The sequence below is a fragment of the Anaerococcus sp. genome (assembly GCF_022770135.1).
Lineage (GTDB): Bacteria > Bacillota > Clostridia > Tissierellales > Peptoniphilaceae > Anaerococcus.
On sequence record NZ_JALEIL010000140.1, the window covers coordinates 1 to 13,178 of the forward strand.

Annotated in this window: 15 protein-coding genes; 13 read left to right on the forward strand and 2 right to left on the reverse strand. The window is 38.8% G+C overall.

Going from position 1 to position 13,178, the window contains the following annotated elements:
* Positions 1-78: 78 nt before the first annotated feature.
* Genes MRZ08_RS07185 through thiE form a run of 5 tightly spaced genes read left to right on the forward strand, consistent with a single transcriptional unit; the run spans position 79 to position 3,965 of the window.
* On the forward strand, positions 79-849 hold the full coding sequence (locus MRZ08_RS07185; RefSeq protein ID WP_297381103.1) for a thiazole synthase: 771 nt from the start codon (positions 79-81) through the stop codon (positions 847-849).
* 1 nt (position 850) lies between these two features.
* Positions 851-2,008, forward strand: a complete 1,158-nt coding sequence (gene thiH / locus MRZ08_RS07190) for a 2-iminoacetate synthase ThiH (protein WP_297381106.1) — start codon at positions 851-853, stop codon at positions 2,006-2,008.
* A 7-nt stretch (positions 2,009-2,015) separates the two neighbouring features.
* Positions 2,016-2,561 carry an energy coupling factor transporter S component ThiW gene (gene thiW / locus MRZ08_RS07195; protein ID WP_297381109.1) on the forward strand — a complete coding sequence of 182 codons (546 nt, stop codon included), beginning with the start codon at positions 2,016-2,018 and terminating at the stop codon, positions 2,559-2,561.
* The gene (gene thiM, locus MRZ08_RS07200) at positions 2,530-3,351 is read left to right on the forward strand and encodes a hydroxyethylthiazole kinase (RefSeq protein ID WP_297381112.1); all 822 of its coding nucleotides are present in this window, start codon (positions 2,530-2,532) and stop codon (positions 3,349-3,351) included. Before thiW ends, thiM begins: the two co-directional genes overlap by 32 nt.
* Positions 3,348-3,965 carry a thiamine phosphate synthase gene (gene thiE / locus MRZ08_RS07205; RefSeq protein WP_297381115.1) on the forward strand — a complete coding sequence of 206 codons (618 nt, stop codon included), beginning with the start codon at positions 3,348-3,350 and terminating at the stop codon, positions 3,963-3,965. Before thiM ends, thiE begins: the two co-directional genes overlap by 4 nt.
* A gap of 163 nt (positions 3,966-4,128) precedes the next feature.
* On the opposite strand, the gene MRZ08_RS07210 is transcribed toward thiE, so the two are convergent.
* Both MRZ08_RS07210 and MRZ08_RS07215 read right to left on the reverse strand, forming a co-directional pair.
* Positions 4,129-4,374: a hypothetical protein gene (locus tag MRZ08_RS07210; protein WP_297381117.1), complete on the reverse strand. Its 246-nt coding sequence runs from the start codon at positions 4,372-4,374 to the stop codon at positions 4,129-4,131.
* Positions 4,361-4,855: a dihydrofolate reductase gene (locus tag MRZ08_RS07215; protein WP_297381119.1), complete on the reverse strand. Its 495-nt coding sequence runs from the start codon at positions 4,853-4,855 to the stop codon at positions 4,361-4,363. Before MRZ08_RS07215 ends, MRZ08_RS07210 begins: the two co-directional genes overlap by 14 nt.
* 180 nt (positions 4,856-5,035) lie before the next feature.
* On the opposite strand from MRZ08_RS07215, the gene MRZ08_RS07220 reads away from it, so the two are divergent.
* From MRZ08_RS07220 to MRZ08_RS07255, 8 genes are all read left to right on the forward strand, one after another.
* The gene (locus MRZ08_RS07220; protein WP_297381122.1) at positions 5,036-5,941 is read left to right on the forward strand and encodes a BadF/BadG/BcrA/BcrD ATPase family protein; all 906 of its coding nucleotides are present in this window, start codon (positions 5,036-5,038) and stop codon (positions 5,939-5,941) included.
* Positions 5,942-6,034: 93 nt separating this feature from the next.
* Positions 6,035-7,243: an aminotransferase class I/II-fold pyridoxal phosphate-dependent enzyme gene (locus tag MRZ08_RS07225; protein ID WP_297381124.1), complete on the forward strand. Its 1,209-nt coding sequence runs from the start codon at positions 6,035-6,037 to the stop codon at positions 7,241-7,243.
* 327 nt (positions 7,244-7,570) lie between these two features.
* Positions 7,571-8,572 (forward strand): LacI family DNA-binding transcriptional regulator, encoded by a 1,002-nt coding sequence (locus MRZ08_RS07230; RefSeq protein WP_297381126.1) that lies wholly within the window; start codon positions 7,571-7,573, stop codon positions 8,570-8,572.
* Positions 8,559-9,452, forward strand: a complete 894-nt coding sequence (locus MRZ08_RS07235; RefSeq protein ID WP_297381129.1) for a ribokinase — start codon at positions 8,559-8,561, stop codon at positions 9,450-9,452. The genes MRZ08_RS07230 and MRZ08_RS07235 overlap by 14 nt, the downstream gene beginning before the upstream one ends.
* Positions 9,449-9,841: a D-ribose pyranase gene (gene rbsD, locus MRZ08_RS07240; protein ID WP_297381131.1), complete on the forward strand. Its 393-nt coding sequence runs from the start codon at positions 9,449-9,451 to the stop codon at positions 9,839-9,841. Before MRZ08_RS07235 ends, rbsD begins: the two co-directional genes overlap by 4 nt.
* Before the next feature lie 9 nt (positions 9,842-9,850).
* The gene (locus MRZ08_RS07245; protein WP_297381133.1) at positions 9,851-11,332 is read left to right on the forward strand and encodes a sugar ABC transporter ATP-binding protein; all 1,482 of its coding nucleotides are present in this window, start codon (positions 9,851-9,853) and stop codon (positions 11,330-11,332) included.
* The gene (gene rbsC, locus MRZ08_RS07250; RefSeq protein WP_297381136.1) at positions 11,329-12,273 is read left to right on the forward strand and encodes a ribose ABC transporter permease; all 945 of its coding nucleotides are present in this window, start codon (positions 11,329-11,331) and stop codon (positions 12,271-12,273) included. The genes MRZ08_RS07245 and rbsC overlap by 4 nt, the downstream gene beginning before the upstream one ends.
* A 9-nt stretch (positions 12,274-12,282) precedes the next feature.
* The coding region (locus MRZ08_RS07255; RefSeq protein WP_297381139.1) for a D-ribose ABC transporter substrate-binding protein at positions 12,283-13,178 on the forward strand (896 nt) is incomplete at its 3' end.

The following is a 13,178-nucleotide window of genomic DNA, read 5'->3' on the forward strand; positions in this document are numbered from 1 at the left end:
GGCTTTACTTACCTTATGTAGGAGTGATAGCAAGTCTTGAGGCCTTGTATGCGGTTAAAATTATTGAAGGAGAAGCTAATGGAAAATAAAGATTACCTAGTTTTGGGAGATAAGAAATTTGAGTCAAGATTTATCTTAGGCTCTGGCAAATACTCACCAGAATTAATCGATGCTGCGGTAGAATCTGCAGGAGCCGAAATGATTACGGTTGCCCTAAGACGAGCTAATACCAAGGATGTTGCTAATATCTTAAACTATATCCCAAAGGAAGTTACGATTATTCCTAACACATCTGGTGCAAGAAATGCAGATGAGGCTATTAGGATAGCAAGACTTGCAAAAGAAATGGGTTGTGGTAATTTCGTAAAAATCGAAATAATGAGAGATACCAAGTATCTTTTGCCAGACAATGCCGAAACCCTAAAGGCGACTGAAGTTCTTGCCAAGGAAGGCTTCGTAGTTCTTCCTTATATGTACCCAGACCTAAACTTTGCAAGGGACCTAAGAGATGCAGGAGCAGCTTCAATAATGCCTCTAGCAAGCCCAATAGGCTCAAATAGGGGTCTTGCCACCAAGGACTTTATCAAAATTATAATAGATGAAATCGACCTTCCTGTAATTGTCGATGCAGGAATCGGAGTTCCAAGCCATGCTGCAGAGGCAATGGAGATGGGAGCTGCAGCTATTATGGCCAATACTGGAATCGCTAGTGCATCTGATATTACCATGATGGCAAAAGCCTTCAAGCTTGGAATCGAAGCAGGAAGATACGCCTACCTTGCAAGACCAGGTAGAGTCTTAGATAAGGGAGCTGATCCATCATCACCATTAAGGGACTTTTTTGACTGATATGAATATTAAAAGCGTAAATGATTATTTTCCAGAAATGGATATAATCGATTCAGATATAAAAGAAAAAATCGAAGAAGCTTACGAGAGAGTAAGGGATACTGAAGTAAGCGAGGCTGATGTCCTAGCAAGCCTTAACAAGACCAATCTCACAGAAAGAGACTTCTATAATCTCATAAGTGATCAGGCAGAAAATCACTTAGAAGAGATTGGGGAGCTTGCCCGAGATGCTAGGATTAGGTATTTTGGCAATAATGTATGCCTATTTTCTCCAATCTATATAGCTAATTACTGCGAAAACTCTTGCAGATATTGTGGCTTTAGGGCAAAAAGCGATATCAAAAGGGCTAAGCTTAACCTAGAAGAAATCGAAGAAGAGATGAAGGCTTTGGCAGATACTGGGATCGAGGATGTCCTAATCCTAACTGGAGAAAGCGAGAGATTTTCTTCGGTGGATTATATAGCAGATGCTTGTAGGATTGCCAGCAAATATTTTAAGGTTGTAGGAATCGAGGTCTACCCTGCCAATGTTTCTTCCTATGAGAAATTAAGAAAGGCAGGGGCGGATTTTGTAACAGTCTTCCAGGAATCCTACAACAAGGAAGCCTTCGACTACTATCATCCCTTTGGCCACAAGAGAAGCTTTAACTACAGGATCGATACCCAAGAGCGAGCTCTTATGGCAGGCTTTAGGGGAGTAGGTTTTGGGGCCCTCTTTGGACTTTCTGATCCCATAGAAGATGCCTTTAAGCTTGCCGTTCATGCCAAGGAAGTTCAAAGAAAATATCCTCAGGCAGAAATTGCAATTTCCCTTCCAAGGATTAGACCAACCCACGGGGCGGATGATTCTCTTGACTTTAATATCGTTGATGATAAGAAGTTCTTCCAGATCATGCTTGCGATTAGGATATTTTTGCCTTTTGCATCTATTACCCTTTCAACACGTGAGTCTAAGGACTTTAGGGACTTGGCTGTGAAATATGCGGCGACAAAAATCTCTGCCTCAGTGGATACTTCCATAGGACACAGGTCAAAGAAGAGTGCCGACGAGGGAGATGAGCAGTTTGAGATTGACGATAGCCGTTCTACCGAACAAGCCTTCGAAGACCTTAAAAAAATTGGCATGACACCAGTCTTTACCGATTATATTAATTTATAGGAGAAGTATGGAAAACAAAAGAAAAATCCTAATATTAGTAACCATGTCCATGTTTGTAGCTATCGGAGTTGTTATCTCTCCTATCCTAAGATTTGAGGGCTTTGCTCCTACCGCTCACTTTGTAAATATAGTATGTTCAGTCTTTCTAGGACCCTGGTATAGCTTGCTTAACGGAATTATTACAGCTGCTATACGCATGAGCCTTATGGGAATCCCTCCCCTTGCTATTACAGGCCAAGTATTTGGAGCCTTCTTGTCAGGCTTTCTTTACAGAAAGAGTAAGGGATCTATCCTTGCTTGCGTAGTTGGAGAAATTATAGGAACAGGTATTATAGGATCGATTGCCTCCTACCCAGTCATGGCCCTTCTTTGGGGTAAGGGAGATATCACCTGGTACTTCTACCTTCCAAGCTTTTTGATAGCTACAGTGATAGGAGGAACGGTTGCCTTTATCTTCCTAAAGACCCTACAAAGAGCCAAGGCCCTCTATCCAATCCAAAAGAAGTTAGGAGTTAATGTTTATGAAAAATCTAAATCAGATTTTGCTAAATAGGAAGAAGGTTGAAGAAACTTCGCCCCTAATCCATGCCATAACCAATCCCATAGCCATAACCATGGTGGCAAATGGGATTCTCGCCACGGGAGCTAAGGCAGTTTGTGCAGCCCATCCTGATGAGGTGGGAGAGATTGTAAGCGTCTCCCAGTCCCTAAGCCTTAATTTGGGTAATATAACAAGTGAGAGAATGGTAGCCATGAGAAAGGCTAGTCAATGTGCTAGTAAGAAAAACATTCCCCTAGCCCTAGATGCTGTGGGAGTTGGAGCTTCAAGCCTTCGTTTAACTTATGCACAAGATCTTTTAGAAAAACATCATTTCGATTTGATTAAGGGAAACAGCTCTGAGATTAAGGCCCTTGCTGGAGAAAAAAGCGAAGCTTTGGGCATAGATGTAGGAAAGAATGATGAGATAAGGGAAGGAAATATAGAAAGTCTAGCCCAAATAGCAAGAAAGCTTTGCCAAAAATATAAACTGGCTGTCCTAATTACCGGTAAGTCCGACCTCCTTGTAACAGTTGATAGGTATTTTGTAGTAAATAATGGAGTAGAAAATCTTTCCAAAATCACGGCGACAGGTTGCATGCTTACGGGAATAATTTCAAGCTTTATGGCTGTGACAGATCCCGTGGAGGCATCCCTTATGGGCTTACTCCTCCTTGAAGTTTCTTCTGAGATGGCAAATACCGATAGGCTAGGAACATTTTTAGTAAATCTCATGGATGAAATTTCTACGATAGAAGATGAAGTAATAAGCCAAAGAGCTGATATAAGAGAGGTAGAATTTTGACAAAACTATATTTAGTAACAAATTCAGATAAATATGACGAGGAAGAATTCCTAAGAAGGATAGAAGATGCCCTAAGAGGTGGAGTAGATATCCTCCAACTTAGGGAAAAAGATAGGCCTGATAGGGAAATTTTAGAATTGGGAAAAAAGGTAAAGGCTCTCTGCGACAAATACAAGGTCCCTATGCTAATAGATGATAAGGCCCACCTGGCTTGGGCTTTGGGCATAGGAGTCCACCTAGGTCAAGAAGATATGCCGGTAGATCTTGCAAGAAAACTTTTAGGAAAAGATGCCCTAATCGGAGCTACTGCAAAGTCTGTCGAAGCGGCCCAAAAGGCGGAAAAAGACGGAGCGGACTATCTTGGAGTTGGGGCAATTTTTGATACCAAGACCCACGTCAAGACCAAAAGAACCAGTGTAGAAACTTTTAAGGAAATAAAAAACAAGGTAGCTATAGATGTCTATGCCATAGGAGGACTCAATATCGAAAATATCGACGTCCTAAAATCTTCTGGAGCCGATGGCATATGCGTAGTGAGGGCCATAATGGATAGTCCAAATGTCTATGAAGATACGAAAAAGCTTAAGGAGAAAATGAGAGATATATTAGGATAATCCTTCTATAAGCTTATGAATATCCTGATTCGGATCAATTTAGAAATAAATATAAGAAGACTTATAAAAGATTTTAACTTAATAAAAAAATCGTCTCAATATTAGACTGTAAGCTAGCTAATAATTGAGACGATTATTTTTCTTTATTAAATTTCTATAGATTTTATAAAAATTCTACCTCCTTCTCATCAATGACCTTACAAGGAACCCCAACCCTAGCTGCCTCTCTTACCTTATCAAAGCCTTCCAGCCTATCTCTAAAGTAGAGAAATCTCTTAAGATTTGCCATAGAGTCAGTAATGTTATAGAAGCTCATTCCCTTGTACTTATCTGGATTCTTGTCGTAATCTGCCATGATCAAAGTACAATCCGGACACTTATCGCTTACAAAAATTTCAATCTTTCCCATAATTTTTCCTCCTATATGTCACATATCTAAAAGATACCCCATTTTCTTCCATAATATCAGATTCTTCACTAATAAACCAGTCCTTATCCAGGTCAAAATTATGGAGGAAGGTATCCGCCTCTTTTTTCTCATAAATCTTGGTGATGATGGCCTCATCACAATATTCTAGGAAGATTTCTACGATTTTCTCCCCTCCTATAACAAAGACTTCCTCGCGACTTTCCCTAACATAGGCTAAGACATCTCTGTAGTCTGTAAAAATTTTCGTATCCTTTGCCTTATAATTCTTATTTCTAGTAAGGACTATATTTTCCCTATGAGGAAGGGCTCCTCCCATGGACTCGTAGGTCTTTCTGCCCATGATACAAATATTTTCTAAAGTATAGGACTTAAAATGAGCTAGATCCTTTTTTATATGAAAAAGCATATCTCCATCCTTGCCAATGCCCCAATTCTTATCAACTGCTAAAATAATTTTCATAATAACTCCTTAGTCTTATTATATCATCTTAGACAATAAATTATAGGCAAACATTATCTTTATATTTTTCAATTTGTTATAAAACACAATATGAAAATGTTTGATTTTGTAAGAAAGTGTTGACAAACTTTCTTTTTTCATATATATTTGAAGCAAAAGAAGAAAAAGCGAGGAGATATTATGGCAAGACAAATTTATCTAGGAGTAGATGGAGGAGGAACCAAGACTGCCTTCCTCTTGGATGTAGATGGAAAGCGTTTTGAGTCCAAGCAAATCACCATCCACCCCAAACAAGTCACTAAACAACAATTCTTTGAAATAATGAAGCTTGGAGTAGACGAGGTCTGTGATGAAGCTGGGATAGGTCCAGAAGAAATCATCTACACCTTCGTGGCAGCTCCAGGCTACGGCCAGTATCCTGATACCGAAGCCTATATTGATGAAGGTATAAGAGAGGCTATTGGCTCAGATAGATTTAAGGTGGCTAACGACTGCGTAAATGGCTGGGCAGGAAGTCTTAATGCAAAGCCTGGCATAAACCTAGTTCTTGGAACTGGACAAATCGGCTACGGTGTAGATGAAGAGGGAAATTCCATGAGATCTGGTGGTTGGGGACCACTTTTGGGCGATGAAGCGAGCGGATATTATATAGGACTAAAGCTACTCAATCACTTTACCAAAATGAGCGACGGAAGAAGCGATAAGACTATCCTCTATGATATCATAAGAGAAAAGCTAGACCTTACGGAAGATATGGAAATAATCGATAAGGCAGAGAAGATGAAAAGAGATGAGATAGCTTCTCTATCTAGAATTTTTACCGAAGCCTTGGACAAGGAAGACCCATATTGCAAGGAGCTTTTGGAAGAAATATCTAAGGAGGCCGCAGCTGTCATAGATTCAATAATAAAGGGGCTAAACTTCAAGGAAGAAGTAAAGGTGTCCTATTCTGGAGGAGTCTTCAACCTAGGGGATAGGCTAATCAAGAAAATAGAGGAAAATTCCAAAAACAAAATAAAAATAGAAAAGCCATACACAGATCCTTCTGAAGGAGCTTTGATTTTGGCTAGAATTTACAGGAAATAAAGTAAGAGGCATCAAGCGATTGGTGTCTTTTGTTTTATCTTATAAAAAGTAAGATGATATAAATAGGGACTTTGAGAATACAAGGAGAGATTTATGAAATTTGAATTTGACAAGATGCTTGAAAGACATGGGATGGATGCTATAGCAGTCGACGGCCTTGGGACTGTGCCTGGGATGAGCCCAGATAAGCCTAAGGAAGGCTTTGATGTAATTCCTATGTGGGTGGCTGATATGAATTTTGCGACAGCCCCTTCAATCCAAGAAGCTATAATAGAAAGGGCCAAGCATCCAGCCTTTGGCTACTTTGCTCCAACAGATGACTATTACCAGGCTATAATCGATTGGCACAGGGATAGGAAGGGGATTAGTGACATAAGGAAAGAGCATATCGGTTACGAAAATGGAGTCTTGGGTGGAGTGATTTCTGCCCTCAATGTATTTTGCTCAAGAGGAGACAAGGTCCTGGTCCATTCCCCTACCTACATAGGTTTCACCAATTCACTTACTAATAATGGCTATAAGATAATCCACTCCGACCTAATCAAGGACGAAGATGGAAGATGGGTTATGGACTATGAAAATATGGAAGAGCTAATAGTTAGGGAGAAAATATCTGCAACAATAATGTGTAACCCTCACAATCCAACAGGTAGGGTTTGGAGTAAGGAAGAGCTAAAAAAAGCTTGCGACATATTTGAAAAGCATGGTGTGAAGATTATTTCGGATGAGATCTGGTCTGATATAATCCTCGAAGGAAATAAACAGATCCCAACCCAAAGCGTAAGCGACTACGCCCACGAGAACACAGTAGCCCTATACGCCCCAAGTAAGACTTTCAACCTAGCAGGCCTTGTGGGCTCCTACCATATTATCTACAACCAATATCTTAGAAATAGGATAAACAAAGAATCCTCCCTCTCCCACTACAACAGCATGAACGTCCTATCCATGCATGGACTAATCGGTGCTTACTCTAAAACGGGTCGCGAATGGATTGAGGAATTAAATCAAACTCTTACAAAGAATGTAAACTACGCCTGCGATTTTATAGAAAAAAACTTCGAGGGGGTAAGTGTAAGTAAGCCTGAAGGAACCTACATGCTCTTTGTTGATTTTAGTGATTACTGTAAGGATAAGGGAGTCGATATTGGAGAAATTCTAAAGAGAGGCTGGGACTGCGGAGTAGCCTGGCAAGACGGCAGAGCCTTCAACGGAAAATACTCCATAAGAATGAACCTAGCCCTCCCATTGGACAAGATTAAAGAGGCCTTCGAAAGGCTTAGGGAATATGTGATTTTGTAGATTATAATTCTGAATTCTTCTAGGTCGATTATAAGGGTTTATAGGATAAAGTATGGTAAAAGGACCCTATATTCACTTAATAAATGTAAAAATTTTGATTATTTCATAAGTGATAAAAAACGAAAAACTTGTAAAGAATTTTCTCAAAATTAGGGCCAGAATTTATTAAAGATTAACTTACCCAATAAAAATCACAGGATTAATAATAGGATTAACCTGTGATTTTGCTTTATTTAAAAATTAATTACAAAAATAACTTGACAAGAGAAGGGAAAAGTTATATATTAAAATTAGTTAAAACGTTTTAATTGGGATGAGGAGTTGCTTATGGCTACTATAAAAGATGTTGCAGCTTTGGCTGGAGTTTCTATTACTACTGTTTCAATGGTGCTTAATAGGACTGATTACAAGATTTCTGACAAGACTAAGGAGAAAGTTTTTGCTGCTGCGGAGGAGTTGGGTTATAACCCCAACAAGATTGCGAGAGCCCTTGCTAGCAAGAAAAGCAATGTGATTATGGCGGTTATTCCTGATATTTCAAATCCTTTCTTTTCGGTTTTAGTTAAGTTTTTGACAGGTTATTGTCTAAAATACAATTATTTTTTGTATATTCACAATTCAAATAACAAGGCCATATCCAAGAAGGACTTCGAGGCTCTTCTTGAAAATAATTACATAGCGGCTTGCCTCCTTGTCGATAGAAATGTTAGGGGCTTGGATGATAAGATTATAGAAAAGTACAATGTAATTTTCCTAGATGAGGTTGATTTCTCAAATTCTAAGAAAAATCTAGTTACAGGCAACAACGAGCTTGGCGGTATGCTTGCCATGAATTATCTTTTGGACAGAGGCTTTAGGAAAATCGGTATTCTCATAGGGCCAAGGTCTACTGCCAACTCTTCAAGGAGACTTTCTGGTGCGATCAAAGCCAGTATGAATCGTGATATTTATATAGATTCTAAAAATATTATCCATGGAGATTATTCTTACGAAGGAGGATATGATGCGGGTAAGTTTTTCCTAGATAGGAAAGTAGATGCCATATTTTCTTTTTCGGATATGAGTTCTTATGGACTTTTAAATTATTTTAGAGAAAACAAAATAAAGGTTCCTAGGGATATTTCTCTAATAAGCTATGATAATTTGTTTCTAAATAAAATCGTAAGCCCGAGGCTTACATCGATTGATCAAAATCTAAATCAGATTGCCAAGGAGGCCATAGATTTGGCTGATGATTTGATAAATAAGAGAAAAGTAAACAATAGGATAGAGGTTGAGCCGATACTTTTTGAAGGAGAAAGCGTAGGGAGGATTTGTGAGAATAATTAATTTTGGATCTATCAATATAGATATATTCTTTGCGGTAGATCACATAGTTAGACCAGGTGAGACGATTAGTGCAAGGTCTATAGAAAAAAGAGCAGGAGGCAAGGGTCTCAATCAATCAATAGCCCTTGCGAAGAATTCTGATTCGGTATATCATGTGGGAAATATCGGTATCGATGGGAAGTTTTTGGCAGAGTATTTGGAAAGTGAGCATATAAATACTGAATTTGTAAGAGAAAGTGAGAGCCTTACAGGAAACGCCTTAATTCAAGTTGATGATAAGGGGGAAAATTCCATAGTTCTCTATAAGGGAGCGAACTTCGATAACGACAAGGACTTTGTAGATAGGGTATTTGACCATTTTGGTGAAAACGATATATTGGTCTTACAAAATGAAATCAATATGATGGATTATATTATCGATAAAGCCTACGAAAAGGGCCTAAAGATAGTCTTAAACCCTTCTCCAATCACAGAAGAAATCAAGAAGTTTGACTATGACAAGATTGATATGTTACTTTTAAATGAGCATGAAGCGAAAGCCATAAGTGGAAAGAGTGGAGTCGAGGCTAATATAAAATATTTCAAAGAAACTTATCCTAATCTTAAGCTCGTAATAACCTTGGGCAAGGAAGGCTCAATTTATATATCACAAAAAGATATTATAAGACAAGAGGCCAAAAAGGTCAAGGCAGTAGATTCTACGGGTGCGGGAGATACCTTCACAGGATATTTTGTAGCAAGTTTCTATCAAGGGAAGAAGGTTAGGGATTGTCTTGAGCTTGCAACATCTGCATCAGCCCTATCTGTTATGAAAAAGGGAGCGAGTGTTTCTATCCCAAGTCTTTCAGAAGTAGAAGAGTTTATGAGGGAGTATTTATGAAATTAAAAGGAATTTTAAATAGCGATATAGCAAAGGGCCTTGCCGATTTGGGTCACATGGACCTTATAGCTGTGGGAGATTGTGGTCTTCCAATAGATAAGGATAAGAAAATCGATCTTGCCCTAAAACTTGGCGAGCCAAAATTTATAGATGTACTCGAAGTTTTGTTAGAAGATTTTTCTGTGGAGTATTATTACTTGGCAGAGGAGATAAAAACAGAAAACCCAGACCAGGAAAAGGCCATAGCAGACCTCCTTCCAGAGGTAGATAAGGAATATATAAGCCATGAAGACTTCAAGAAGAAGCTTAAAGAGACAAAATTTGTAATAAGGACTGGAGAAAACACAGCTTATTCTAATATTATTCTTCGAAGTAAAAACATCTTTTAGGAGTTTGTTATGAAAATTGAGATGAAAAATATATACAAGTCCTTCGGCAAAAACGATGTTTTGAAGGGAGTTGACTTTACAGTAGGATCAGGTGAAATCCATGCCCTAGTGGGAGAAAATGGAGCTGGTAAGTCAACCCTTATGAATATCTTATCTGGAGTTCTTGAAAAAGATGAGGGTGAGATTTTAATAGATGGGAAAAAGGTCGATATAAGAGATACCAATAAAGCCAAAGATTTTGGTATAAGCTTTATCCACCAGGAGCTTTCTGACTGGCCAGAACTTAGCGTTATGGATAATATCTTCATGAACAACGAGCTAAGAAAGGGGATATTTCTAGACAAGGCTAAAATGAGAGAAAAAACCAAGAAGCTTCTTTCAAACTTCGATTTAGATATAGACCCAGACACTCCTGTTTCAAAACTTTCTGTTGGTCAAAGGCAAATGATGGAGATAGCCAAGGCTAATCTCAATAAGGTTAATCTATTAATCCTGGATGAGCCAACCAGTGCACTTACTAATAATGAGATTGATAAGTTATTTAAGCTAATCAAAAAGCTTCGAGACGAAAATGTATCAATGATTTACATATCTCATAGGATGGAGGAGATATTTGCCTTAACTAATAAGATTACAGTAATGAGAGACGGAAAGTCTGTAGCTGTCATGAATACTAATGACAGTAACGAGAAGGAAGTCGTATCCCATATGGTGGGAAGAGATATAGGTGACTTCTATCCTGATATGGATTCTGAAATATCTGATGTGAAAATTGAGCTTAAGAACTTCACTAGAGAAGGATTCTATAAGGATATAAATATAAAGGCTAAAAAGGGAGAGGTCCTTGGGATTTCTGGCCTTATGGGAGCAGGAAGAAGCGAGATTATGAGATCGCTTTTCGGCCTTGATCCCAAAGATAGCGGAGAAGTCTATATCGATGGTAAAAAGGTAGAGATAAATAGTCCTGGTGATGCCATCAAGAATAAAATTGGTTTTGTCACAGAAAACAGACAAGAAGAAGGCCTTATCCTCGATGAATCAATTAGAGAAAATATATCCTTACTAAACTTCGATAAGTTTTCAAATAAGACCTTTATCGATAGAGCTAAAGAAAAAGGCTTATCAGACAGCTTGGTAGATAGCTTCAAGGTAAAAACTCAGTCGAGTGAGAGTAAGCTAAGAGATTTATCCGGAGGTAACCAACAAAAGGTTGTCTTTGCCAAATGGTATGCAATAGATCCAGAAATCTTAATCTTGGATGAACCTACCAAGGGAGTAGACGTAGGAGCCAAGAGAGAAATCTACGATTTGATAAAGACCATGACAGAAAAGGGAGTTTCTGTAATACTTATCTCCAGTGACTTGCCAGAGCTTTTGAGCATATCAAACAGGATATATGTAATCCACGAAGGAAAAGTACAGGGAGAAATACTAGCGAGGGATGCAGATCAAGAAAAGGTAATGACCCTTGCAACAGGAGGAAGATTATGAACAGTATAAAAAAACAATTTAAAGAAAATCAAAATCTGGGCACAATAGTAGCCTTGATTATACTCATAGTTTTTGTAAGTGTCCTAAATCCTGCATTCTTGCAAGTAAATAACTTACTAAACTTGATGCGTCAGCTAATCATAAACGGCTTTATTGCCCTTGGCATGACCTTTGTAATCCTAACAGGGGGCATAGACCTATCAGTTGGTTCGACACTCGCTCTTACATCGGCGATCTTTGCAGGCCTTCTTCAAGGTGGCATGCCAACAATTCTTGCGATACTTATCGCCCTAGGCCTTGGACTTGTTTTGGGTCTAGTAAATGGAATTCTTATCACCAAGGGAAAGCTTGCACCATTTATAGTGACCCTTGCTACTATGACAATCTTTAGAGGGCTTACCCTAGTCTATATGGACGGTAGGCCAATAGCAGGACCAAAGGATGACTTTGCCTTTCAATTTCTTGGCAAGGGACAATTCTTTGGTATACCTTTCCAAGTAATCCTTTTTATCATAGCCTACCTAATCTTATGGATCCTTCTAACTAAAACAAGCTACGGTAGAAAAATCTACGCTGTAGGTGGCAATGAAAAGGCAAGTTTCATATCAGGAATAAAAATTGACAAGGTCAAAATTTTAGTATATGTAATATCAGCACTAATGGCAGTCCTATCAGGTCTTGTCCTTACATCAAGGCTAAACTCAGCTCAACCAACAGCTGGATCTGCCTACGAGATGGATGCCATAGCAGCGGTTGTACTTGGAGGAACAAGTATGACTGGAGGAAGTGGGTCTCTAACAGGAACCCTTATAGGAATCCTAATCTTGGGAGTATTAAACAACGGACTTAATTTATTAGGGGTATCAAGTTTCTACCAACAAATCGTAAAAGGTGTGGTAATACTAATCGCAGTCTTAATCGACAGAAAGAGAAACAAATAGGAGGAGAATATGCAAAAAGCAAGAAGACTATTATCAGTTTTATTAGTTGCTATGTTCATGATTACAGGATGTAGCATAGAAGGTCAAAACAACAAGGAAGAAAGTAAAGAAAGCGGAGTAGAAGAAACAGCCACTGAGACAAAAACTGACGGAGATATGAAAATAGGAGTTTCCCTATCAACCCTAAACAATCCATTTTTCGTATCAATCAGAGAAGGTGTAGAGGAAGTTTCTGGTAAAGAGGGAGTAGAGGCTGTAATAACAGATGCTCAAAACGATTCATCAACTCAGAACAACCAAGTCGAAGACCTCATTACTCAAGGAGTTGACTTAATAGTTATTAATCCAGTAGACTCAACAGCCATAGCTACATCAGTTGAAAAGGCAAATGAAGCAAATATCCCAGTAATCTGTGTCGACAGAGGCTCAGATCAAGGTGAACTTGTAAGCTTTATAGCAAGTAACAACGTAGAAGGCGGAAAGCTTGCAGGTGAATATATCCTAGAGAAAGTAGGAGAAAATGCCGAAGTAATCCAACTTGAAGGAATACCAGGAGCAAGCTCTACTCGTGAAAGAGGAGAAGGATTCGAAGAAGCTACAAATGGTAAAATCAACCTACTAGCTAGCCAAACAGCAAACTTTGATAGGGCAGAAGGAATGACAGTAATGGAAAACCTCCTCCAAGCTCACCCAGATGTAAAAGCAGTATTCTGCCAAAACGATGAAATGGCACTTGGAGCAAGCGAAGCTATAAAAGCAAGCGGCAAAGATGTAACTATTGTAGGTTTTGATGGAAACGAAGATGCAATCAAGGCTGTAGAAGAAGGAAATCTATCAGCAACAGTAGCCCAAAAACCAAAAGAAATGGGTAAACTTGCAATCGAAACAGCAATCAAATACCTAAA